We start from the raw sequence: 22,720 nt of genomic DNA, 5'->3' as shown, positions 1-22,720 counted from the left end.
GCCGGTTCACACGATCAAAAAAGTCGATTCCGGTCAGTCGGCGGTCGTCTCGACGAGCTCGGAGTCGTCCTCGCGGTAGTGCTCCTCGATGAGGTCCTCGTCGATGCGGTTCAGGGCCTCTTTCGGCAGCATCGAGAGCAGATCCCAGCCGAGTTCCAGCGTCTCCTCGATCGATCGGCTGTTGTCGTAGCCCTGCTGGACGAACTCCTCTTCGAACCGGTCAGCGAAATCGAGGAACTTGTTGTCCCGTTCGGAGAGCGCCTCGCGCCCGACGATGTTCACCAGATCGCGCAGGTCCTCACCCTCGGCGTAGGCGGCGTACATCTGGTCGGAGACGTCGCCGTGGTCGCCACGGGTCAGTCCCTCGCCGATCCCGTCGTCCATGAGTCGCGAGAGGCTCGGCAGGACGTTGATCGGGGGCTTGACGCCCTGGCTGTTGAGGTCCCGATCGATGTAGATCTGGCCCTCGGTAATGTACCCGGTCAGGTCCGGGATCGGGTGGGTGTCGTCGTCGCCGGGCATCGTGAGGATCGGGATCTGGGTAACCGATCCCTCACGACCTTCGATCCGACCCGCACGCTCGTAGAGCTGGGCCAGGTCGGTGTACATGTATCCGGGGTAGCCACGCCGACCCGGGACCTCCTCACGTGCGGCACCGATCTCGCGCAGTGCCTCACAGTAGTTGGTCATGTCGGTGAGGATCACCAGTACGTGGTAATCCTTCTCGAAGGCGAGATACTCGGCGGTCGTCAGGGCAAGTCGCGGCGTGACTGTCCGCTCGACTGCGGGGTCGTCCGCGAGGTTCATGAAGACGACCGAGCGTTCCAGTGCGCCGGTGCGCTCGAAGTCGTCCATGAACTCGTTTGCCTCCTCCTGGGTGATCCCCATCGCGCCGAAGATCACCGCGAACTCCGAGCCCTCACCGTCGCCCTCTTCCTCTTCCGGAACGGACGCCTGTCGGGCGATCTGCAGGGCGAGATCGCTGTGAGGCAGGCCTGAACCGGAGAAGATCGGTAGCTTCTGCCCGCGAACCAGCGTGTTCATGCCGTCGATGGCCGAAACGCCGGTCTGGATGAACTCCTCGGGGTACTCGCGGGCGTAGGGGTTGATCGCCTCGCCGACGATGTCGATGCGCTCGTCCGGAACGATCTCGGGACCGCCGTCGATGGGGTTCCCGGAACCGTCGAGCACCCGGCCGAGCAGATCCTCGGTGACGGGCATCTTCATGGTCTCGCCGAGGAACCGAACGGAGGACTGGCGGTCGATTCCCTCGGTTCCCTCGAAAACCTGAATCGCGACGAGCCCCTGGCTCGATTCCAGAATCTGTCCGCGTTTGACGTCGCCGTCTGGTGTCTCGATCTCGACGATCTCGTCGTAGCCGATCGGCTCGTCCACCTCGGCAAACACCAGCGGACCGCTGATCTCTGTGATTGTCTGATACTCTTTCATGGTTAGTACAGCTCCCGCAGCTCTGTTGTGATGTCGTCTTCCAGGTCGCCGATGAACTGTTCGTACTCCTCGGCGACGCCCATCCGGTTCAGCTGCGGCGCGGCGTCGATGTCCTGGATCTCTTCGACCGGCACCCCAGCGTCAAGCGCGTCGAACGCTTCGTCGTTGAACGTCTTGATCGCCTGAAGCATTCGGTAGGTCTTGTTCGGTTCGCAGTAGGTATCAACGTCGTGGAACGCGTTCTGCTGGAGCCACGATTCACGCAGATACCGTGCGACCTCCAGCGTCAACTGCTGGTCCTCCGGCAGGGCGTCCTTCCCGACCAGCTGGACGATCTCCTGGAGCTCGGTCTCCTCGTCGAGGACGTCGATCGCCCACTGGCGGATCTCCGGATAGTCCTCGGCAACGTTCTCCCGGTACCAGGGATCGAGCTGGTCACGATAGAGCGAGTACGACTCGTTCCAGTTGATCGAGGGGAAGTGACGTCGTTCCGCGAGGTCGGCGTCCAGCGCCCAGAACGTCTTGACGATCCGGAGCGTGTTCTGAGTAACCGGCTCGGAGAAGTCACCGCCGGGTGGGCTAACTGCACCGATCGCCGACACCGATCCCTCGGTCCCGTTGATGTTCTCGAAGTAGCCGGCTCGCTCGTAGAACTGTGCGAGCCGCGCGGCGAGATAGGCGGGATACCCCTCCTCGCCGGGCATCTCCTCCAGTCGCGAGGAGATCTCGCGCATGGCCTCTGCCCACCGGGAGGTGGAGTCGGCCATCAGCGCGACGTCATAGCCCATGTCACGGAAGAACTCCGCGATCGTGATCCCGGTGTAAATACAGGATTCACGCGCTGCGACGGGCATGTTCGAGGTGTTCGCGATGAGACAGGTTCGGCTCATCAGCGGCTTCCCGGTAACTGGGTCTTCCAGTTCCGGGAAGTCCTCGATCACTTCGGTCATCTCGTTTCCGCGTTCGCCACAGCCGACGTAGACGACGATGTCGGCGTCGGCCCACTTGGCGAGCTGGTGCTGGGTCACGGTCTTCCCAGACCCGAACGGCCCGGGAATCGCCGCTGTCCCACCTTTCGCGATCGGGAAGAGCCCATCGAGGATGCGCTGGCCCGAAACCAGCGGGGTCGTCGGCGTCTGCTTCTCGTCGGCCGGACGCTGCTTGCGGACCGGCCACTCCTGATGCATCTGGATCTCCTCGCCGGAATCGAGTTCGGCGACCGTCTCCTCGACGGTGAACTCGCCGCCCTCGATGGCGACGACCTCGCCACCCTCGGAATCGGGGGGCACCATTACTTTATGTTCGATACTCTCGGTCTCGGGGACGGTACCGATGATGTCGTTCGGGCTAACCTCGTCGCCCTCCTCGACGGTCGGCGTGAACTCCCACTCTTTGTCCAGGTCGATCCCGGGGGCGTCGACCCCACGGTCGAGGAACGCGCCCATCTTCCCCTCCAGCACGTCGAGGGGGCGCTGGACGCCGTCGTAGATGGAGTCCAGCATGCCGGGGCCGAGATCCACGCTCAGTGGTTCGCCCGTGTTTTCGACGGGTTCGCCGGGTCCGACACCCGACGTTTCCTCGTACACCTGAATCGTCGTGACGTTACCTTCGATCTCGATGACCTCGCCCATCAGCCCTTCTTCGCCAACGTACACAACGTCGTTCATCCGGGCATCGAGGTCGGTCGCCGTCACGACAGGACCGCTCACGCTGTCGATGACACCGTCCTCCTGCACAGTGTCCGTGTCTGTTGCTTTGCTCATGATTGGTCTTCCTCCTCCATCAGGTCGATCCCGATGGCTCGTTTGATCTGGTCGCGCAGCCCGCCGCTCCCGGCACCGCCGCCGAGCGTGACGACGACCGGTTCGACGCTCGTCTCGACGTCCTGTCGCACGGCCCGCGACAGGTGCTCGAGGTCGTCGTCGTGCATGACGACGATGCCGATGTTCTCGTCGTTGAGCACCGCGGTCACCGCGTCGTCGAGCTCGTCGTCTTTGTCCTCGTCCGCGACGTTGTGGAACTCGCGAACGCCGGCGAGCCGAAAGCCGGTCGTGAACTCGGGACTGCCGACGACTGCGATCTCCTGGCTCATAGTATCACCAGCTCGTTTTCGATCTCCGCCTCATCGAGGCCGACTTCCCGACCGCGCGCGATCGCGCGAATGTTCTCTACCTCTCGCTCCTTGGCGAGAATGTACGACATCACTGCGGTGATCGATACCGGGTAGATGGTCGACAGCTGATCCGTGTACTCAAGCAGCGCCGCGTCGAGTGCGTGCTCGAACTGGATCAGGCTGTCCGCGTCCGCTAACTCGTCGAGTGCGCGCGACAGGTCGTCGCCGTACTCGCTGTTCCGGATGTGGTCGATCAACTGGTCGGTATCCGAAACCAGGGTCCGAAGCTCGCTCTGCTCGAACAGCTTCCCACCCTCGATGAAGTACTCGGTCGGGTCTAGGTCGGCACCGCTTCGACCGAGCCGAAGCGCGTTCTGTGCGTTCCGGAAGTCGATCTCTGCCTGCAGGAACTCGACGTACTGTGTCGTCGGCCCGTCACGGCGTCGATCGGTCGAGAGGTTGTCGAGCAGGTGCGTGTAGAACTCCCTGTCGATCGCGTTTTCCAGCGGGACGAGAACATTGTCCGTCTCGAACTCCTCGAGTGCCGCCTCGAGGGGCTCGCCGTACATCGTGTCCTCCAGCTCTTCTACGACGGTCTCGATCGAGTCGGCCTCGCTGAGCCGGTCGAGAAGCGCTTCGTCGAGCTCGCCAGCTCGGATCAGGTCCGACTGGATCGCTTCGGCCGATGCACCCGAGTAGACGCCGCGAATAATCGTCTTGAGATTCCACGCGTCGTATTTGCGCAGATACCGGGCGATCAGATCCCGTAGACGCCCCTGTGACCAGTCGAGCAGGTCCTGAAAGTGCTTCGAGAGGTTCCGGTTCAGTGCGTACTCTATCAGGTCGGTTCCGCTGTACCGGGCACCGAGCGCGTTGATCTCCGTCTCGTACTCGGTCTCCTCCATGAACCGAGCGATGCCGCCGGGACCCATTCGGACCAGTTTCCGATAGTCCTCGTCGGCGAGCAACGCCGACTTTCTGGCGCGAATACGAGCGTTGACGTACTCGGGGTTCGATGCGTCGAAGTACCTCATTGGTCGAACAACCGTGTGCTGATGTCTCGCAGGTTGTCTTCCCACACCTCTTCGAGAACGGCATCGAAGGTGTTGTTCACCCGTACGTTCGAGCTGTCACTTTCGAGCACCACGCCGCCGAGACAGTCGTGTTCGCCCGCGAGCTCGAAGCCATCGTACGAATCGAGGATCGACGCGAGCAACTCCTCGTCGCCCGGACGACCGTAGACATCGATCTCGGCGCCGTCCTCGAACTCGGCCGCAGCCGAATCGAGCAGTGCCGTGGTCAGCTCCCGTCGCCGCTCCTCGTCGAGCTCCGTGAGTTCCGTCTTCACCGCGTCGTAGACACGTTCGAGTGCATCACGACGCGCTTCGAGACGCTCTTGTTTCGCTTCGAGCTTGGCGCTGGAGAGGCGCTGTTCCTGCTCCTGTTCGATCTGCTTTTCGATCTCCGCTTCGGCCTCCGCGAGAGTGTCCTCTTTGTCGGCTTCGGCCTCGGCGACGATCTCCTCGGCACGCTCGTCGGCGTCGGAGATTATCTCCTCCGCACGCGCGCGGGCCTCGTCTCGAATGTCCTCAACTACCGTTTCTAAACTCATGGTTGGAAATAGAGGGTGGTCGCGTCTACAGCGTCAGGATGAAGACAACCAGTGCGAAGATCACCAGCGTCTCCGGTAGAACAGTGATGACCAGCGACTTACCGAACAGGTCTTCGTCTTCTGATATCGCACCGATCGCAGCGGATCCGATACCCCGCTCTGCATATCCTGCGGCGAGCGCCGAGACAGCGACCGCGATGGCGGCAGCCACCTGTGCGTAGCCGGTCGCCAGTGCTTCCGCAGCTTCCGGGCTCATTGCTTCGAGAATCGTTGCGCTTTCTGCCAGTGTTGTCAGTAGTTCAGTTTCCATGTCTGTAATTAATCCTGTGTGGTGTAGTTGCGATCGTAACCGAACGGATCGTATTTCTCCCCGCCGCCTTCATAAAACTTCTGAAAGAATTCGACGTACTCAAGCCGGACCATCTGGATGCCTGCAGCCGTAATGCCCAGCATCAATACAATGAAGTGTCCGATAGCGAACACGACTATTGCAGCCAACACGAGGAGTATGAACGGTACTCCATCGATGTGTAACAGGCCAGCGAAGTTCGGATCCATCGCCGCGATGTCTTTGGTCGGGAGTCCGAACACTTCGGAGCCATCATCGGCGACGTACTGGCCGAAGACGATCACGTTCACTGCGAAGGCCATGCCCCCTTTCGCGAGCAACACGGCGGGGATCCGCAGGAACGAGAGGCTGTGTCCGAACAGGTACGCGGGTGTTTCAACGAGCCCCACACCTCCTTCACCGAGATAGATCCCGATCAGACCGACGACAAGCAAGCCAATCCCGAGAAGGCCAATCTCTTCGGGGAATCCGGTGAACGTGAGGAAACTCGCGATCTCTTCGTTTGCAAGTGCTGCATCAGGCCCGACGATGAAGTCCGGTTTGAGATCACCGACGTGGTGTGAGAACACCCACATGAAGAAGCCGGTGATACCGACAACCCACGAGAGGTTCTCCAGTGCAGCCTCCTTGATCCCGTGGTCGAGATCGTTGACGAAGCCGACGATCCAGCCAGCACTCAACATCGCGACGCCGAACAGGACGGCGACGACGAGCCAGAGATCGAGATACGCTGGCGACGTGATCCCTTTGGATATGATCCCCGCAAGCGGAAGATCAATGCCGAGATCGCTCAGATACACGCCGAACAGGTCGTCGTACAGATAGCCGAAGATGAACGTGAAGATACCAGCCCAAATGGCGATTGCGCCCATCGCCTGGGTCGCTTTCGAGTTCGATTTGAGCATCGGGTATCCCATCGCCGCATAGAGGATCCCGTAGCCGATGTCGCCGATCATGAACCCGAATGCGAACGGGAACGTCAGGAAAACGAGCACCGTCGGATCGAGTTCGTTGTAGCTCGGTCGGTTGACCGTGTTAACCAGCAACTCGAACGGCTCGGTGATATCGGGATTATCCTGTACGACGGGTGGCGAGTCCCGCATCATCGCGACGCCACCACCAGCAGTAGCGGCGCTGCCAGTGGAGTGACCGCCGTCGGTCACCGCCTTCTGGGGCGTATCATCCTCTGCTGGCTCTTTCTCCTCTGCTGTTGCTTCCTCATCGGAGTCCTCGTGTTCGACGTTCTCGGCGTGGACCGCGTGACCGTGATCGTCGTACTCCGCGACGACGAGCTCCTCGATTTCGAGGCTATCACCGACCGCGTCACGGAGCTTCGATTCCAGTTCATCATATCGCTCCGTGGGGATCCATCCCTCGGCAATAAACGCCCGCTTGGACGTCGCGAATTGCAGCGGCGCTTCCGCCCGCTGGACGTCGATCGAGAGCTTCTCTTCGGCCGCCAGCAGGAAGCCGCCGACCTCGTCGCGAAGCTCGTCAATCTCGGTCTGGATCTGATCGCGCTGGGCCTGCAGCTCTCGTTTTTGTTCGCGAAGCTCCGCGAGGAACTCTTCGGGTGCACGAGCGCTGTCAGGCACCTCGTAGGTCGTGAACTCGACGCCGACCAGCGCGTCGTCGATAACGTGCTCGGCGTCGTCAGCCGGGTAGGCGAACACCGCGACGACGTCGTCGCCAGTGAACGTCTCGTAGGCGTCGACGCTCTCCTCGTCGGAAAGCGCCGCCTCGATCTCGTTGACGTTCCCACGGCCGATCTGTACCTCCAGGGAGTCATAGCCTCCGAGGAGATCCAGATCGATTCCGAGGTCGACGAACGGCTCGATCGCCGCGATCCGTTCGTCGACGGTTCGGATCTCGTCTCGGATCTCGTCACGTCGGTCGTCGAGATCGTTCACCGTCTCCCGGATCCCCGGGAGTTCGTCGTCGATCTCATCCCGTGTGACGATCCGGTTCGGGCCGGCTTCGCCGTTTTCGATGTCGAGGATGCTCTCGAGCGCACGGATTGTGACGAGCGTCTCGGAGGCCTCTTCGGCGCCCTCGATCGGGTCGCCGTTGTCGAAGCCTTCCCAGGAGCCGTCGTAATCACTCAGGTGCACCAGATTCATCCCGTGGACGGTTTCGATGACCGGCTCCATTACCGAGCGGGAGCCTGCCACCGACACCTTGCTCATCTGCTCAGGTCTGAGCATGCACCGCCTCCTCGAAAAGCTCGAGGACGAACTCGACAGCGTCGTCTTCGCGCTCGCTCGCTTGATCGACGAGTTCCTCTCGTTTCTGACGACCCTCCTCGAGGATCGTCTCGCGTTCGTCCTCTATTTCCTCGCGGGCGTCCGCAAGGCGCTGTTCTTTCAGCTCTCGTGCCTCGGCCTCCGCCTCCTCACGGATCTCCGCGGCACGCTCACGGGCCTCGGCGATACGGTCGTCCCGCTCCGCCTCGGCCTCGGCAACGATCTCGTCAGCTTCGTCTTCAGCCGTCTGAATTTGGTCAAGGACCTCTGGCCTCGGCATATCTTTTGGCAGGCGGATGTTTACGAAGGAGCCTATAAGGTAGTTGCGAAACTGAATCCGCTCATTTGTCGGAGATTGATATCGTCCAATTCGACCCGAAGCCACGGTGGACGAGCGGGCGTGGAACGGTCAGGATTATGATTGTCCAGTTCTAACCCCGGCCCAATGGGTGTTCTCGAAGACAAGCGACGTGCACGGGTATTCTACAAGTACCTCTCGCAGGTATACGATCAGATCAACCCGTTTATCTGGAACGAAGCGATGCGAACCGAGGCGATCGACCTCCTCGATATCGACGAAGACGATCGCGTCCTCGATGTCGGTTGTGGCACCGGCTTCGCCACCGAAGGACTGCTCGAAGAGACGGACGACGTCTACGGTATCGACCAGAGCGTCCACCAGCTAGAGAAGGCGTGGGCCAAACTCGGGAAACACGATCCGGTCCAGTTCTCCCGTGGCGATGCCGAACGACTTCCATACAGGACGAACAGTTTCGACGTGCTCTGGTCGTCTGGCTCCATCGAGTACTGGCCGAACCCGGTCAACGCTCTGAGAGAGTTCCGCCGCGTTACAAAACCGGGTGGACAGGTGCTCGTGGTGGGGCCCAACAATCCCCGAAACTCGGTGATGCAGCGGGTTGCCGATGCGATCATGCTGTTTTACGATGCCGACGAGGCCGACGAAATGTTCGAACGCGCGGGCTACGAGGAGTTCGACCATTATCTGATGGGTCCCTCCCACAAGCCCGATATTGCGATTACAACCGTCGCGACGGTCCCCGACGACAGTTAAAAACGACTCACTGGGCGGTTACCGTCGTTTCTACGAGCACATGGTCGCCGTGGGAGAGCGTCAGCTCGACGCGACCGCCGGCCTCGATCCCTGCTGGTTCGTTCGTCGATGCGATCCGGACTGTCCCAGTCTCGCCTGCCGTCCACTCGCTGTCAGTCTCGGGGTTGAACGGTCCCGTCGGACCTGGCACGAATCCGTGAGCAGAAAAGAACGGGATCGGCGGCTGTTTTTCCAGCTCGGTGCCGTTAACAGCGATCTGCAGGGAGAGCGCTGATGGATCGAGCGCGTCCCCTCGGACGTGACGCAGGGTGACTGTGTTTGTTGTCGGATCAGCACTCGCGTCGACGGCGACAGTCGGTCGGGGATCGGGGGAGTCAGCGGCGAGCAGTCCGCCAGCAGCGACGCCAGCGAGTAGTATCGTGAGCCCAACCAGTAACACGACGCCGATGACCGGCGACACGCCACGGCCAGTCGCTCGTCCCCCGATACGAACCATGTCGACTCATCGCCGCGGTCCCCGGTATAAATGTGTGGGTCCGTTCAGGAACTCGGATCCCGGACCGTAATCGAGACCTCGCCTTCGTCGGTCGTCGCCGTCACGTCGACGTCACCTTCGGGTGCGAGCACCCACGCGGTACCGTCCTCGTCGGTCTCGACCGAGTGTTGACCCTCGACACTGATACTCGCATCCATCGGGTCCCCGGAGTCGGGGTCGGTTACTTCGACCCAGACGGGACCGCCGTCCGTGACGCGGTTGCTGGAAATCGTCACGTTCTCGTTCGTCCGGCTGACCGTGCTCGTGGTCGGGAGCGATTCGACGTCGAGCGTGTGATACTCCATCACGACGTCCTGCGTGGTCGCGTCGATATACGACATCGACTGCCCGCGTGGATGGTCGAGGCTGAGTCCGATCAGCCAGTCGTAGCCGCTGATCCCGAACTCGAACAGGTTCGCGTAGATCCACGGGTACAGTTCGGGCCCGCGGTCGTCGAGCTCGGTGAGGCCATCGAACGTCCCCGGCTCGTCGGGGGCGAACCGATCGAACTGGACTCCTTCACGCACGTATGTTCCGTCCTCAAGGGTGCTTAGAACCAGCCGCTCTTCCGCTGCGGACAGCAGTATCGGTTCCGTCCGGTCCGCATCGCCGTACGTCGCGTCGAGTGCTTCCTGACGGATCGGGCTATCGAACCGATCGAGTTCACCGCGGACATTCCGAACGCTCACTGAGATTCGGGGGTCGGTCGCACTGAGTTCTTCGATCGTGTCGGCTGTATTGCTGAGCGTTCGAGCTTCCTCACTCAACTCGGCGAGGTCGCGTAGCAGTGTATCGCTGTCGATTTCGCCGGCTCTGTACTCCTCAGTGATCGCCGCCTCGCGCTCGTGCAGTGCGATCGTCCGCTCGCCGACTTCCTCCCGGTACGCGTCGAGCAGTGACTCTTTTTCTTCGGTCGAGTCGGCGTTCTGGAACTCGCGTTCGAGCGCGCCCAGTTCGATCCGGTTCTCGAATTGCTCATCACCCATCGCAAGTGCGCTTCCGAGATCGGGGCCCTTCGTCGTCGTCTCAGCAGTCGAATCAGCGCCAGTCGTTACCCAGGAGATCTCGTCCGGCGTTTCCTGCTCCGCGCTGTCGAGGGAGGACGCCGTGCCGCCGGTCGGTGTTGGGCCGACCGCTGCCGTCACCGGGGCCGTGACGACGAGGAGGGCGACGAACACGGTCGCGAGGATACGCGTCATTACCGGTGATGTACGCGTCTCCTATATAAAAGTTCGCGGATCACCGCGGTAATCAAGCACAGAACGGACCGTGGGAAACACCACGAGCGGCCGTGAGATCATTTATAACCCGTGGAGACGTTTTATTTATGAAAAGCGTTTTCTACCGGGAGATAACAGGAATCTATATGCGGGTACCTGCCGCCCTGCTGGTCGTTTCCCTCACGTGTGCCCTCCTCGCAGTCGCAGCTGGCGGTGTCGTGGCCGCGCCCGGCGACCAATCCGTAGATTTCGATGGGAGTCCGGCATCGGAGAGCCTCCAGACAGTTCAGGAGACCGAAGAGGTTAACGAGTCTGTCCGACAGACCCTTCAGATCCAGCTTACCGGTGATGGTCACGCGGAGTGGACGGTGACGACCGAATACGAACTCGAAGACGACGATGATCGGGAGTCGTTCGAGCAACTGGTCGAGGACCTCCAGGATGGAGCGGACGATGATGTCGGCTATTCGGCGGACACGTTCCGTCCGTACGCTGCCGAGGCGTCCACGGCGACCGGTCGCGACATGGAGATCCGTGACGAAGCGTGGGATGGGACGGTCGAAGATGATACCGGAACGCTCCGTCTGTCGTTTACGTGGACGAACTTCGCTGCGGTCGACGGTGACAGGACCGAGCTGGGTGATGTCTTCCAGACTCCGGACGACGAAACGTGGCTCCCGGATCTGAACGACGAACAGCGACTCGTTATCGTCGCACCGGATGGGTACGCAGTGGATGGATTTAGCCTCGATGCGCCGCCCGATGACGGATTCGAGGACCGGAGCGCTCAGTGGACTGGTCCGGTGTCGTTCGAGCCAAACGATATCCAGATATCCTACGTCCAGACTGGTGGGCCACAGACGCCGGCTACCGGCGATAACGGTCTCTCATCGATGGCGCTGATCGGTGGTGGCATCGGCCTGTTGGTGCTGGTAGTGCTCGTTGCCGCAGTGGTACTGGTCAATCGACCGGAGAAACGGGACCAGGTCGAGAATCTGCTTCCGGGCGTGATCACTGGAGTCGGTGAAACGGACGACGAGGGTGTCGCTGATTCACCACCCGATGAGGCGAGGGTGCAAAGGGATGAACCCCCGGTCGCAACCGAGAACACTGATGACACAACCGGGGAAGAGGAGGAGGTAGACCCCGACCTCCTCAGCGACGAGGAGCGCGTGCTCCGGCTTATCGAACAGAACGGCGGGCGGATGAAACAGGCAAACATCGTAACCGAAACCGGCTGGTCGAACGCAAAAGTCTCACAGTTGTTGTCGGCGATGGACGAGGAAGACCGGATCAACAAGCTCCGAATCGGTCGAGAGAACCTGATCAGCCTTCCGGACATGGATCCTGCTGACTCCGAACAGTGAACTACCCCTGCCTACTCGCCGCCGTTGGCGGCTCCTTGAGGCAGGGGCTTCCTGCTTCCACGACGCGCTTTGCAGGAACAACGGCAGTTCCCGCAGGGAGTGCAGTCTCCACAGGCGTTGATTCGGAGTGACCCACTCCTAGTTTGGTGAGTCCGCGAGAAAGAACATTCCACGCTGCGTTTGCGTCTCTGTCTGCTTTGAACCCACAGGCAGGACAGGAGTGTTCCCGCACCCAGAGCGGTTTGTCGGTTTCGACACCACACTGAGCGCACTCTTTGGTGGTCCCTTCGGGGTCAACTTCCACGAAGTGCGTACCTTCCCGCTCACACTTCGTTTCGAGCATATCGGTGAAGGTGCTCCATGCCGCCGACGCCGTGTTTCGGCTGTTTCGCGGCGATTCCAGCATCCCTTTCACGTTGAGGTCTTCGACAGCCACCACCTCGTACTCCCGAGCGTAGTAGTTCGAGAGTTTATGCAGGAAATCACGCCGCTTGAACTTGATTTGTAGGTGACACTCAGCGACACGCCGACGTTGTTCCTCCCAGTTGTTCGATCCATGCTCTTTGCGCGAGAGGTTTCGTTGCTCTCGTTCGAGCCTTTCGCGTTCCTCTGAGAGGTCGAGTGATTCGACCGCTGTGCCGTCTGTATCGTGGGCATACGTGAGAATCCCCACGTCGATTCCGACCATCTCGTCAGTGTCAATATCTCCTAGCGGGGGCTTGGCTGGCGGTTCCGTATCCATCTCGATGCCGAAGATAGCGAACCACTCGCCGGTTTTCTCCTTTTTGAGAGTGACTTCCTTGACCGTTGCGTCGTCAGGCAGTGGTCGGTGAAGTTCGATGGGAATATCTGCGAGTTTCGAGAGTGACAACACGGTCTGACCACTCTTATTGTCGAGTTCGAAGCCAGACTGGTTGTAGGTGAAACTGCGAAACTCGCGTGGTGACTTCCACCGGAGTTCACCAACCTTGTAGCCCTTCTCTTTGAGTTTGCCAAGTCGTTTGATATTCTTGGCAATCCGCATGACGGTGGGCTGGAGCACTTTCGAATAAATGTCGGTGAGTGCGTCCCACCAGTCTTTGAGGTCGGGAAGTTCGTCACGGATTTTGCGAACACGCTGTTTGACGGTGCCCTCGTTTTCGGGAATTTGGTTGAAGCGGTACAGAGCGTGGTTGTAGAGTTGCCTACAGGTATCGCGGTGGTAGTCCAGTGTCTCACGCTGGCTTTTGGTCGGCGTGAGGCGATACCTGTAGTTGTAGTTCATGGGCTATGAGTCGCGTTCTTCGATAAGTTCATCCAGTTGTTCTTGGACGAACGAGGAGAGATTCAGGTGGTTCTCCTGAATCCATTCTTCTTGGTCTTCTCGGATGGTGATTGTCTTCCGTTTCACTGTATGCATACTATACGTTCGATACTTAATATATGTTCGGATTACGTGGGCCTGTGGGCCAGAATAATCACGTGTATGAAAAGCGATGACGGCGGTGTATCCCCTCCCTACTGCGTCCTCAGAAATCGAAGATTTCTGATGTGCGAACGAGAGCTTGCTCTCGTTAACGCTACTCGCTTCGCTGCGTTGCTCCTTGAGGAAGGGGGCTTACCGCCTGCATTCAGCTAATCAACCGGAAGCGACGGATTTCAGGTTTCAAAAAGGTTTAGCGACTGCCGCGTGCAATGGATAATTATGAAGGTTCTGGTGACCGTCAAAGAAGTGGTAACGGTCGGCGACGAGTTCGAGATCAGCGGCACCGAAATCGGCGAGCAGTACCGTGAGTACGATCTCAACGAATGGGACGACTACGCGGTCGAGGAGGCCGTCCAGATCAGCGAAGCTGAAGGCGACGTTGAGGTTGTCACGGCGACGATCGGACCGGAACGCAGCGACGAGACGATCCGCATGGCGCTGGCGAAAGGTGCGGATCGCGCGCTCCGGATCTGGGATGACAACCTCGACGCGGCCGACACCCTCGATGTCGAGGCGAAAGCCGAGATCCTCTCGGCGGTCGTTGACGCCGAAGAACCGGATCTCGTCCTGACCGGCGTCCAGGCCGAAGACGACGCCTTCGGTGGGACCGGTGTCGCGCTCGCAGAGCGCGTCGGCTACGAATGGGCGGCGGTCGTCAACGATCTAGATTTCGACGCCGAGGCGGGGGTAGCATCGGTTCGCCGCGAACTCGAAGGCGGCGTCGAGGAGCTGACCGACGTCGACCTCCCTGCCGTACTGACGATCCAGACTGGTATCAACGAGCCACGGTACGCCAGTCTTCGCGGGATCCGGCAGGCGCAGTCCAAACCCCTCGACGTCCGGACACTGGCCGATCTCGACGTCGACGCCGCGGTAACCGATAGCGCACTCGACGTCACGGAGATGTACGTCCCTGAAACCGAGAGCGATGTCGAGCTGATCGAGGGCGGAGCAGACGAAAGCGCCGGGCGGTTGGCTGAGGTCCTTCGCGAGAAGGGGGTGGCAGAATGAGCGACGTACTCGCCGTCGCGGAGCACCGCCGCGGCGACCTCCGGGACGTGAGTCTCGAACTGATCACGGCGGGCCGCGAACTCGCCGACGGAACCGGCGGCGGCCTGCATGTCGCTCTGATCGGCGGGGACGTCGACGCGTTCGCCGACGAGCTAAATCGCGAGGGTGTCGATCGAGTGCTCACCGTCGCCGAGGGCGAGGAGTTCAACCACGGCATCTACACGCAGGCCGTCGAGGCGCTGTACGACGAGGTCGCGCCGCAGTTCCTTCTGTTGCCCAACACGGTCAACGGCCTCGACTACGCCCCCGCCGTGGCGACACGGCTCGACCTGCCCTACGTCCCCGATGCGGTTGAACTCGACGTCGACGGCGATCGCCTCGTAGCAACCCGTGAAATGTACGGCTCGAAGGTTGCGACGACCAACGAGGTCGACGCGAGCGGTGGCGTTGCGGTGACGATCCGGGACGCCGAATGGCCGACGACCGAAGCGGCGGGTGACGCCGTGATCGAATCGGTCGATGTCGAGATCGACGAGAGTACGATCCGCTCGACCGTGAAAGGCTTCGAGGAGGTCGGTGCGGGCGACATCGATATCAGCGAGGCCGACTTGCTGGTTTCGGTCGGTCGCGGGATCGAGGAGGAGGAGAACCTCGAACTGATCGAGGAACTCGCTGAGACGCTCGGTGCAACTGTCTCGGCGTCTCGACCGATCATCGACAACGGCTGGCTGCCGAAGAACCGGCAGGTCGGCCAGTCGGGGAAAGTTGTCACGCCCGACGTTTACCTCGCCATTGGCATCTCCGGGGCCGTCCAGCACGTCGCCGGAATGAAGGGTGCGGAGACGATCATTGCGATCAACACCGACCCGAACGCGCCGATCTTCGATCTCGCGGATTACGGGATCGTCGGTGATCTCTTCGATGTCGTCCCAGCGTTGATCGAGGAGTTCGACGAATAGCGGTACTGCCCGCGCCGATCGCTTCACTTCAATATTTGTAGTAATACGATTCGAGAGCTGTAGTACTCCAGTTCGGTAACTGTAGCGATATACCTCGAAAGCTGTAGTTAGGGCTTCGAGAATTGTAGTATAGGGATTACCCGGCGACAGCGACCGGTATCAACAGCTACTGGAGTTCTCAGTCCTCCGCTCCTGTTCTACTGGCCACTGCCGATCACGTCGGCGTCGGCGGGGCCGTCGATGTCGAACTCGTCGACGAGCGCATCGAGTGTGTCGGGATCATCGCTGGCGTACAGCGGCTCCTCGGCAGTTCTAGACGGCTCCTCGACGTCGAGCCGGTCGGCAATCGCGTCGGCCGCAGCCTCGGCCATCATGCGGTGGGTCGTGAGCTTTCCGCCGACGACGCTGGTAAAGCCGTCGACTTCGTCGCGCTCGTCGTGATCGAGAACGAAGAACCCACGGGAGATCCCACGTGCACCGCCGGTTTCGGCTTCCTCGGGTGCGTACAGCGGGCGGACGCCCCAGTAGGTTCGCGTTTCGTGTGCGTTGGCCGCAGGTGGGAACATCGCTGCACACTCCTCGATGGTGCGTTCGACCTCCCACTCTTCGGTCTCGTACTCGTCCGGATCGTCGACCTCGACACTCGTTGTCCCAAGAACCACCTCGTCGGCGTGCGGGATGACTATGTCGCCGTCGTCGGGATCCCGGGCCCGGTTGAGAACCCTGTCGAGTCCCTCGTACTCCTGGCAGATCATGACGCCGCGTGTCGGTTTCATCTCGACGTCGACGCCAGCCATGTCGCCCAGCTGTCCGGCCCACGCTCCGGTCGCGTTGACCACGTGGTCGGCGTGGATCTTCCCGACGTCGTGATCGACCGCCGCACCGATCACTCGACCGTCGTCTTTGAACAGGTCAGTCACGGGGGCGTCTGGAAGGATCGTCGCACCGTGATCGCGGGCATCGGCGGCCGTCGCCGCGACGAGTCGTGACGGGTAGATCACGCCGTCTGGGACGGCCATCACTTCGGTGACATCCTCGGACAGGTCCGGCACGTCCTCGCGGGCCTGCTCCGGTGAGAGCCGCTCTGCCGGGATATCGTGGTCCAGACACGCCTCGTACTTCTCCTCGAAGTACTCGGGATCATCGTCTTCGAGTCTGATGAAGTAGCCACCAGTGTCGCGGATACACGCACCAGCAATGTCGCGCAGGATCTCGTTTTCGACGATACACTCGCGTGCGCCAGCCGCGTCAGCCTCCGCATAGCGCGCGCCGCTGTGTAACAGCCCGTGTGATCGCCCGGTCGTCCCGATGCCGAGTCCCCCACGGTCGACGAGCGTTACGTCAACGCCGCGCATCGCCAGGTCCCGTGCGATTCCGATCCCTGTTCCCCCTCCACCGACGACGAGTACTTCCGTACTGTGCATCGTGTATACTACGGACAGAACGAACTTCATAGGCACGGTCACGGTGGTGAGCGACCGCTACCGAGAGAGCAATATAGCGTCGGTCCTACTTGTTTGGCCGCTCCGACAGCGTCGTCACTGTTCGGGGTGAGTCCGAAATAAAATATCGTTCGTATTCGCCGTCGGAAAACGGAGAACCGAATTAGAGTCGGGTGACGTTGGTCGCCCGGGGGCCCTTGGGGGCCTGTTCGATATCGAATTCGATGTCTGTGCCTTCTTCGAGGTCCGGACCGCCAACGTCTTCCATGTGGAAGAATACGTCATCGTCCGCGTCGTCCGTCGAAATGAAACCGTAGCCGCCTGTGTCGTTGAAGAAATCAACGTTTCCTTTCGCCATTGCAACCAAACCGACGCCGGTTACACGGATAAGGGTTGTGATACGTGTTTAGCATCTTCAAATATTTTGAAACATTGTCTTACTCCGGGTAGAATACTATGAACATTTGTTTATTCGCCCTGTGGTGTGTAACACACCGAGCTATCAACGATGACGAGCGACCGGTCGGACGGTCCTCCGGTCCGTGTGGGTCGAACTACTGTAGTAGCCGGTCGACCGCGTCGTGATACTTCGTGGGTGCAAGCTCCCGAAGCGCGGCCACGTCGGTTTCGCCGTCCGCGTTGACCAGATACGCACGTCCACGTTCGTCGCTGTAGACGCCCTGAAAGTCATACACGAAGCCGTAGACGGTCTCCGTCTCGGGGACGTCATCGCTCTCCAGCAAGAACTCGATCTGTCGGTCGACGTTGTACTCCACGAGCTGGTCGACCAGGCTCACGTCCCGGTCCGCGTCGATCCGCTCGTCGTTCAGGCCGGCCTCGACGACGGGGACGATCAGATCGACCCACTTCTCGATGCCAGCCGGAACCATCCCGGGCCCGTTCTGGACGGCGTCGAGCGCGGCGGACACGGCCCCGCAGCCGGTATGGCCGACGACGAGCGTGACGTTCGTTCTGGTGTTGATCATCGGATACAACAGGCTTCCGTCGACGACGCGCTCGCCGTCATGGATGTCCCAGACCTGATTACCGATCGTACTGGGCGTGAACAGCCAGCCCGGATGCGTCACATCCCACATTCCGTCGTGAGGAACCCGCGAGTCAGAACAGCAAATCGACACCGCAACGGGCGCCTGTGTGTCCTCGACGCCCGCGAAGTGGTCGCTGTCGAGCGATTCGACGTGACGGGCGTTGCGTTCGAGGAGCTCTGTGAGTGATGTCTCCGCCATACGATGGGTGCGATGCGAGGCTGTTTTTATCTACCGGTCGGTCGAGTAGTCGTCGGGAATTAAGCCGTCGCGAGGACAACGATTCGCCATGCCTACTCAGGACATCTACGAGTGTGATACCTGCGACACGTCGGTCCCAGTTGAGGACGCGATCCGGTCGGAGACGTACGGCGACCTCGATCCGACGAAGTGGCAGACGCTGAACTGTCCGCACTGCAAGGAACGACTCGCGACGGTGTACGTCGGCGAAGAGTAGGTATCGCTGGCAACGGGGACAGCGACGCCAAAATATACGGGTTCTGGAGTCGTACACGCCCTCATGCCGACAGTACGGTTCCACGGCCGAGAGATACACTGTGAGGCCGGTGAGATCCTCCGCGACGTCCTGCTCCGGGCGAATGAGAGCCCCCACAACGGCCTGTCCGACCGCCTGAACTGCCACGGGATGGCGACATGTGGAACCTGTGCGGTCGAGGTCGAGGGCTCAGCCGGGGAGCCAACCGACGGCGAACTTCGCCGGCTCTCGTTCCCGCCCCACGACCGCGATGATGGATTGCGGCTAGCCTGTCAGACGATAGTCGACGGCGACCTCACAGTGACAAAACATCCCGGATTCTGGGGGCAAAACGTCGACGACGCGGAGTAAACCGCTGCTTGTGCGAAACGTCCCTGCGAATTACTACCGAACGATTAAGTAGGTCGTCCTCCGAGTTATAAAACATAGATAATCATGACAGATTTGGGCGGATTCCACGATCACGTGGCACGGATCGACCTCAGCGAGGGCGAGGTGAACTACGAGGGGATCGATGACGAAGACGCAAAAAAGTACATTGGGGCCCGTGGGCTGGGCGTCAAGTACGTCTTCGAGCAGGGGCCGGACGTCGATCCGCTGGGCCCCGATAACCTGATCGCGTTCATGAACGGGCCCCTGACGGGAACCCAGACGACGATGAGTGGACGGATCGCGGTCTGTACGAAGTCACCGATCAGAGGGCAGGTAACCGACTCCCACCACGGCGGCTGGTCGGGCGCGCGCCTGAAGTGGGCTGGCTTCGACGGCCTGCTGTTCGAGGGCAAAGCCGAGGAGCCGGTGTATGCCTACGTCGAGGACGGCGAGGTCGAGCTCCGCGATGCCTCGCATCTGTGGGGAAGCGGCGTCCACGAGACCGTCGAGACGGTCGAAGACGAGATCGACGGCCAGTACGGCAAGAACCTCTCGATCATGGCGATCGGGCCGGGCGGCGAGAATCAGGTCCGGTACGCCTGTATCGTCAACGAGGACGACCGGGCCTCGGGCCGTGGCGGCACTGGCGCGGTGATGGGCTCGAAGAACCTCAAGGCGGTCGTCGTCAAATCCCAGACTCGGATGCCAAAGCCCGCCGATCAGGAGACGTTCCGCGAGGGACACAAGCAGGCGATGCAGCTCATCCAGGAGTCCGACGTGACCGGCCCCAACAAGGGGGGGCTGTCGGTGTACGGTACCAACGTCCTGATGAACCTCACCGAGGAGATGGACGGTCTGCCGACCAAGAACGCGAAGTACACGTCGACCCGGTCGATGCGCGAGTCCGAGGGCGGCGACCTCGACGCCGAACTGGTCTCGGGCGAGCACGTCCGGGAGAACATTCTGGTCGACGAGCCGACCTGTCACTCCTGTCCGGTCGCCTGCAAGAAGGAAGTCGAGGTCCAGACCCAGCACAAAGGCGAGGAGCTGAACGTCCGGATGGAGTCCTTCGAGTACGAGTCCGGCTGGGCGCTTGGCCCGAACTCCGGACAGACCGACGCCGAGGCGACCACAGTGATGATCGATCGCTGTAACGACCTCGGCATCGACACCATCGACGCGGGCAACACCATGGCGATGGCCATGGAGATGACCGACGAGGGGAAGTTCGACGACATAGGAGATGGCCTGGATTGGGGCGACACCGAGACGATGATCGACATGCTCGGTCGGATCGCCCACCGGTCGGACGATCTCGGCGACCACCTCGCTGGCGGCCCGGCACACCTGGAAGACGAGTTCGACGCCGAAGGGAACTCGCTGGCGGTGAAAGGCCAGACGATGGCCGCCTACGACCCGCGCTGCATGAAAGGGATGGCGATCGGCTACGCCACCTCGAACCGCGGGGCCTGCCACCTTCGGGGCTACACGCCCGCCGCGGAGATTCTCGGCATTCCCGAGCAAGTCGACCCACATGACCCGGAGGGGAAAGGCGAACTCTGTGCGCTCTTTCAGGATCTGCACGCCATCTCGGATTCGTTCGACATCTGCAAGTTCAACGCCTTCGCCGAGGGGATCGAGGAGTACGTCCTCCAGTACAACGGCATGACCGGCCGTGACGTCACCGAAGAGGAGCTGATGGAGGCGGGCGAGCGCATCTACAACCTCGAACGCTACTACAACAACCTCGCCGGCTTCGACGGCGCGGACGACGACCTGCCCGGCCGGTTCGTCGAGGGCCACGAGGACGCCATCCCCGCACAGGGCGGTAGTGAGGGCCAACTGGCCGAACTCGACCAGCTCAAAGACGAGTACTACGAGGTTCGAGAGTGGGTCGACGGCGTCGTACCGGACGAAAAGCTCGACGACCTCGGCATCGACATCGGCCCGGGCACTGGCGTCTCCGCGGGAGACTCGGCGGCACCGGCCGACGACTGACCGCCCCCCTATGTATGAACGACACGGACGATTTCGAGTTTCGAGTAGAATCACGCCTCACCAGCCACGGCGTCTACGTCGACGAGGTGACCGAAACGGCCGACGGCTACGAGCTCAGCTACGAGTCCATTGCTGCCGACTCCGAAAGCGTCGTTCCCCATCGTGAGGTCGGCCGGGTGATCAACGTCTTTCGCGACCTGCACGCCGAGGACTGGTCGGGTGCGGATATCGACGCGCTCGTTACCGACTTCGAGGGCAACAAAAAGGGCCGCTGGTACGTAGAGGCCGAATGGATCGACGAGCTACACAACGGGGAGTTGACCGAACTAGAGTTCTCCGAGCGGGTCGTCGACACGATCACGACCCCCTGAGCAACCGCGTCACGGCGGGGCGATAGCGACTGGTTCCCTGATCTCGACGCTCGTCTCGAACTCCTCACGTCGACCGACGGTCCGGCCGTCCCGGAGGAACTGCGCTTCGTGAGCGCGTCTGAGCGCGTCGGCCTCGCGGTCTGTGAGATCGAGGTCCTCACCCACCTCTGCCCAGTGGCCCTCCGGTGCGAGAAAGTAGTTTCGGCCCTCTGCACCGTCGACGCGCTCGAAGCGTCTTTCATACTCGGCGTACCGACCGACGAGCTGTTGCTGGGCCCGTTCGAGGAGCGCCGAAAGCCGGGTGAGGGTAACGCTGGCACGCGCTCCGGCGAGTAGTACGGTCTGGCCCTCGATCGGATGCGTGCGCTCGGAATCGGCCATTCCCGGAGCTACCCCCCGGCGCGGATCGCCTTCTGTGAGAACTTCTCGATCAGCGAGTCCAGCGTCTCCGCGCGCTCGCCCTCGAACGTGACCGTTGTTTCGGTGAGCGTCATCGAGGGGCCAACGCTCACTTTCGATTCCGAGACGGAGGCGCGCCAGTCCTCGCCCTCGACGGTTCGATCGTCGACCCGCTCGCCGCCGAGGTTATCCAGATAGCCAACGAGGGCTCTGGCGGATACACCGCGATAGCTGCGTTCGCGCTCGATCATTGCGGAGCCACCTGTGCAAGCCACGGGAGGAGCGGTCCAGCCATCACGAGGGCCCGCCGCCGTGCCTGATCCCGTCGTCGACGATGCGAGCGTTGCGCTCGCGGTCGATTCGCTTTGCGAGCTCGTCGTGATCGTAGAGCTGGTGGATGACGGCGGCGTGAAGATCCCGCCATCCCATCGCGTAGATCGGCGACTGGCCCCACGCGCGCAACTCGACGACGTACTCGTCGTAGGCCTCCCAGCGCTCCTCGAAGTGGTCGATTATGTCCACCACCGCCCCCATCTCGTCGTCGGCGAGCGCGGCGTTGAGCTCGCGTTCCCAGCCCTCGATTGCTCGGCCCATATCCTGTTTCGTCTCTTCGCCGTCCGCCGGCAGCGCGTCGACGATTCCCTCGGGGATGTACAGCTCGATCTCGTCCATACGGCTACTGTGGGCTCCTTGGAAAGAAAAGATACCGCCGCCCGAGTGACCGAACATCTTCGGCACTAGCTGCTTTCAGGTGTACGTCGTAGAACGATGTATGGGGGAGACACGACAGCGCGCCCGGCGATCGAACGAGCGCTCCACGGAGATGTCCAGAGCAGTAGAAACCACCGTACAGGTTCGCTGTACCGGTCACGTCCGGTCGAAAGTTGGTACCGGCCGACTGGAGTATCGGTTCGAGGGACAGACGCTTCGCGAGTTCCTCGATGCGTTCTTCGCGGAGTACGACGTGCGAGAGATGCTGATCGCCGACACCGAAGACGAGGCGACCACACGGGGGTGGGCACCACAGCTCGACGAGCTTCCGGGGAAGTACGCCAAAAACCCCGAAGGAGAGCAGACCAGACGGTACGCCCGGGTCGTCGTTAACGGAACGTTCAACGAACATCTCGACGGCCTGGATACGGAACTCTCGGATGGTGACCGCGTCGCGCTCGTCTACCCGTTTATCTACTGCTGTTGAATT

27 protein-coding genes are annotated in these 22,720 nt (G+C 61.2%); 9 read left to right on the top strand and 18 right to left on the bottom strand.

Going from position 1 to position 22,720, the window contains the following annotated elements:
• Nucleotides 1-33: 33 nt before the first annotated feature.
• From AArcS_RS13825 to ahaH, 8 genes are read right to left on the bottom strand one after another with little or no spacing between them, the layout of a single operon-like run.
• Nucleotides 34-1,449, bottom strand: coding sequence for an ATP synthase subunit B (locus AArcS_RS13825; protein ID WP_238478005.1), 1,416 nt, complete (start codon nucleotides 1,447-1,449; stop codon nucleotides 34-36).
• A 2-nt stretch (nucleotides 1,450-1,451) separates the two neighbouring features.
• Nucleotides 1,452-3,212 carry an ATP synthase subunit A gene (locus tag AArcS_RS13820; protein WP_238478004.1) on the bottom strand — a complete coding sequence of 587 codons (1,761 nt, stop codon included), beginning with the start codon at nucleotides 3,210-3,212 and terminating at the stop codon, nucleotides 1,452-1,454.
• Nucleotides 3,209-3,541 (bottom strand): V-type ATP synthase subunit F, encoded by a 333-nt coding sequence (locus AArcS_RS13815; protein ID WP_238478003.1) that lies wholly within the window; start codon nucleotides 3,539-3,541, stop codon nucleotides 3,209-3,211. Before AArcS_RS13815 ends, AArcS_RS13820 begins: the two co-directional genes overlap by 4 nt.
• Nucleotides 3,538-4,596 (bottom strand): V-type ATP synthase subunit C, encoded by a 1,059-nt coding sequence (locus AArcS_RS13810; protein WP_238478002.1) that lies wholly within the window; start codon nucleotides 4,594-4,596, stop codon nucleotides 3,538-3,540. The genes AArcS_RS13815 and AArcS_RS13810 overlap by 4 nt, the downstream gene beginning before the upstream one ends.
• Nucleotides 4,593-5,174 carry a V-type ATP synthase subunit E gene (locus tag AArcS_RS13805; protein WP_238478001.1) on the bottom strand — a complete coding sequence of 194 codons (582 nt, stop codon included), beginning with the start codon at nucleotides 5,172-5,174 and terminating at the stop codon, nucleotides 4,593-4,595. Before AArcS_RS13805 ends, AArcS_RS13810 begins: the two co-directional genes overlap by 4 nt.
• A gap of 25 nt (nucleotides 5,175-5,199) precedes the next feature.
• The gene (locus tag AArcS_RS13800) at nucleotides 5,200-5,484 is read right to left on the bottom strand and encodes an ATP synthase subunit C-like protein (protein WP_375139616.1); all 285 of its coding nucleotides are present in this window, start codon (nucleotides 5,482-5,484) and stop codon (nucleotides 5,200-5,202) included.
• Between the two features lie 8 nt (nucleotides 5,485-5,492).
• A complete protein-coding gene (locus tag AArcS_RS13795) occupies nucleotides 5,493-7,727 on the bottom strand; it encodes a V-type ATP synthase subunit I (RefSeq protein WP_238478000.1) in 2,235 nt (744 codons plus the stop codon).
• On the bottom strand, nucleotides 7,714-8,046 hold the full coding sequence (ahaH, locus tag AArcS_RS13790; RefSeq protein ID WP_238477999.1) for an ATP synthase archaeal subunit H: 333 nt from the start codon (nucleotides 8,044-8,046) through the stop codon (nucleotides 7,714-7,716). The genes AArcS_RS13795 and ahaH overlap by 14 nt, the downstream gene beginning before the upstream one ends.
• 165 nt (nucleotides 8,047-8,211) lie before the next feature.
• Between ahaH and AArcS_RS13785 the strand changes: the two genes are divergently transcribed.
• The gene (locus AArcS_RS13785) at nucleotides 8,212-8,838 is read left to right on the top strand and encodes a methyltransferase domain-containing protein (protein WP_238477998.1); all 627 of its coding nucleotides are present in this window, start codon (nucleotides 8,212-8,214) and stop codon (nucleotides 8,836-8,838) included.
• 7 nt (nucleotides 8,839-8,845) lie between these two features.
• On the opposite strand, the gene AArcS_RS13780 is transcribed toward AArcS_RS13785, so the two are convergent.
• Both AArcS_RS13780 and AArcS_RS13775 read right to left on the bottom strand, forming a co-directional pair.
• The gene (locus AArcS_RS13780; protein ID WP_238477997.1) at nucleotides 8,846-9,334 is read right to left on the bottom strand and encodes a type IV pilin domain-containing protein; all 489 of its coding nucleotides are present in this window, start codon (nucleotides 9,332-9,334) and stop codon (nucleotides 8,846-8,848) included.
• Between the two features lie 44 nt (nucleotides 9,335-9,378).
• Nucleotides 9,379-10,572, bottom strand: coding sequence for a DUF7096 domain-containing protein (locus tag AArcS_RS13775; protein WP_238477996.1), 1,194 nt, complete (start codon nucleotides 10,570-10,572; stop codon nucleotides 9,379-9,381).
• A 167-nt stretch (nucleotides 10,573-10,739) separates the two neighbouring features.
• On the opposite strand from AArcS_RS13775, the gene AArcS_RS13770 reads away from it, so the two are divergent.
• Entirely contained in the window at nucleotides 10,740-11,960 is a 1,221-nt protein-coding gene (locus tag AArcS_RS13770; RefSeq protein WP_238477995.1) for a helix-turn-helix transcriptional regulator, read from the top strand.
• A gap of 1 nt (nucleotide 11,961) precedes the next feature.
• On the opposite strand, the gene AArcS_RS13765 is transcribed toward AArcS_RS13770, so the two are convergent.
• Both AArcS_RS13765 and AArcS_RS15870 read right to left on the bottom strand, forming a co-directional pair.
• Nucleotides 11,962-13,224 (bottom strand): RNA-guided endonuclease InsQ/TnpB family protein, encoded by a 1,263-nt coding sequence (locus tag AArcS_RS13765; protein WP_238477994.1) that lies wholly within the window; start codon nucleotides 13,222-13,224, stop codon nucleotides 11,962-11,964.
• A 3-nt stretch (nucleotides 13,225-13,227) separates the two neighbouring features.
• A complete protein-coding gene (locus AArcS_RS15870) occupies nucleotides 13,228-13,350 on the bottom strand; it encodes a hypothetical protein (RefSeq protein WP_259372687.1) in 123 nt (40 codons plus the stop codon).
• 294 nt (nucleotides 13,351-13,644) lie between these two features.
• Here AArcS_RS15870 and AArcS_RS13760 point away from each other — a divergent pair, with 294 nt between their 5' ends.
• Nucleotides 13,645-14,436 (top strand): electron transfer flavoprotein subunit beta/FixA family protein, encoded by a 792-nt coding sequence (locus AArcS_RS13760; protein ID WP_238477993.1) that lies wholly within the window; start codon nucleotides 13,645-13,647, stop codon nucleotides 14,434-14,436.
• The gene (locus AArcS_RS13755) at nucleotides 14,433-15,395 is read left to right on the top strand and encodes an electron transfer flavoprotein subunit alpha/FixB family protein (protein ID WP_238477992.1); all 963 of its coding nucleotides are present in this window, start codon (nucleotides 14,433-14,435) and stop codon (nucleotides 15,393-15,395) included. Before AArcS_RS13760 ends, AArcS_RS13755 begins: the two co-directional genes overlap by 4 nt.
• Nucleotides 15,396-15,592: 197 nt before the next feature.
• Here AArcS_RS13755 and AArcS_RS13750 read toward each other — a convergent pair whose 3' ends face one another.
• The 3 genes from AArcS_RS13750 to AArcS_RS13740 all read right to left on the bottom strand — a co-directional run bounded on the left by AArcS_RS13750 (nucleotide 15,593) and on the right by AArcS_RS13740 (nucleotide 18,084).
• The gene (locus AArcS_RS13750; RefSeq protein WP_238477991.1) at nucleotides 15,593-16,819 is read right to left on the bottom strand and encodes an FAD-dependent oxidoreductase; all 1,227 of its coding nucleotides are present in this window, start codon (nucleotides 16,817-16,819) and stop codon (nucleotides 15,593-15,595) included.
• Between the two features lie 181 nt (nucleotides 16,820-17,000).
• A complete protein-coding gene (locus AArcS_RS13745) occupies nucleotides 17,001-17,195 on the bottom strand; it encodes a cold-shock protein (RefSeq protein ID WP_006087767.1) in 195 nt (64 codons plus the stop codon).
• Nucleotides 17,196-17,391: 196 nt separating this feature from the next.
• Nucleotides 17,392-18,084, bottom strand: coding sequence for a carbonic anhydrase (locus AArcS_RS13740; protein WP_238477990.1), 693 nt, complete (start codon nucleotides 18,082-18,084; stop codon nucleotides 17,392-17,394).
• A gap of 88 nt (nucleotides 18,085-18,172) precedes the next feature.
• On the opposite strand from AArcS_RS13740, the gene AArcS_RS13735 reads away from it, so the two are divergent.
• The 4 genes from AArcS_RS13735 (at nucleotide 18,173) to AArcS_RS13720 (ending at nucleotide 21,120) form a co-directional block, all read left to right on the top strand.
• Nucleotides 18,173-18,340: a hypothetical protein gene (locus AArcS_RS13735; protein WP_238477989.1), complete on the top strand. Its 168-nt coding sequence runs from the start codon at nucleotides 18,173-18,175 to the stop codon at nucleotides 18,338-18,340.
• 63 nt (nucleotides 18,341-18,403) lie between these two features.
• Nucleotides 18,404-18,730, top strand: coding sequence for a 2Fe-2S iron-sulfur cluster-binding protein (locus AArcS_RS13730; protein ID WP_238477988.1), 327 nt, complete (start codon nucleotides 18,404-18,406; stop codon nucleotides 18,728-18,730).
• 84 nt (nucleotides 18,731-18,814) lie between these two features.
• Nucleotides 18,815-20,749 (top strand): aldehyde ferredoxin oxidoreductase family protein, encoded by a 1,935-nt coding sequence (locus tag AArcS_RS13725; RefSeq protein WP_238477987.1) that lies wholly within the window; start codon nucleotides 18,815-18,817, stop codon nucleotides 20,747-20,749.
• 14 nt (nucleotides 20,750-20,763) lie between these two features.
• The gene (locus tag AArcS_RS13720) at nucleotides 20,764-21,120 is read left to right on the top strand and encodes a DUF8159 domain-containing protein (RefSeq protein ID WP_238477986.1); all 357 of its coding nucleotides are present in this window, start codon (nucleotides 20,764-20,766) and stop codon (nucleotides 21,118-21,120) included.
• A gap of 9 nt (nucleotides 21,121-21,129) precedes the next feature.
• Here AArcS_RS13720 and AArcS_RS13715 read toward each other — a convergent pair whose 3' ends face one another.
• Genes AArcS_RS13715 through AArcS_RS13705 form a run of 3 tightly spaced genes read right to left on the bottom strand, consistent with a single transcriptional unit; the run spans nucleotide 21,130 to nucleotide 22,191 of the window.
• On the bottom strand, nucleotides 21,130-21,501 hold the full coding sequence (locus AArcS_RS13715; RefSeq protein ID WP_238477985.1) for a DUF8048 family protein: 372 nt from the start codon (nucleotides 21,499-21,501) through the stop codon (nucleotides 21,130-21,132).
• 8 nt (nucleotides 21,502-21,509) lie between these two features.
• A complete protein-coding gene (locus tag AArcS_RS13710; RefSeq protein WP_238477984.1) occupies nucleotides 21,510-21,770 on the bottom strand; it encodes a MoaD-like domain-containing protein in 261 nt (86 codons plus the stop codon).
• 43 nt (nucleotides 21,771-21,813) lie between these two features.
• Nucleotides 21,814-22,191: a DUF7971 family protein gene (locus tag AArcS_RS13705; protein ID WP_238477983.1), complete on the bottom strand. Its 378-nt coding sequence runs from the start codon at nucleotides 22,189-22,191 to the stop codon at nucleotides 21,814-21,816.
• 151 nt (nucleotides 22,192-22,342) lie between these two features.
• Between AArcS_RS13705 and AArcS_RS13700 the strand changes: the two genes are divergently transcribed.
• Entirely contained in the window at nucleotides 22,343-22,717 is a 375-nt protein-coding gene (locus AArcS_RS13700; RefSeq protein WP_310736995.1) for a MoaD/ThiS family protein, read from the top strand.
• The last annotated feature ends 3 nt before the right edge of the window (nucleotides 22,718-22,720 follow it).

It is taken from the genome of Natranaeroarchaeum sulfidigenes (genome assembly GCF_017094485.1).
Classification (GTDB): domain Archaea; phylum Halobacteriota; class Halobacteria; order Halobacteriales; family Natronoarchaeaceae; genus Natranaeroarchaeum; species Natranaeroarchaeum sulfidigenes.
The sequence above is the reverse complement of the archived record's forward strand: the minus strand, read 5'-3'. Positions and strand labels throughout refer to the sequence as shown.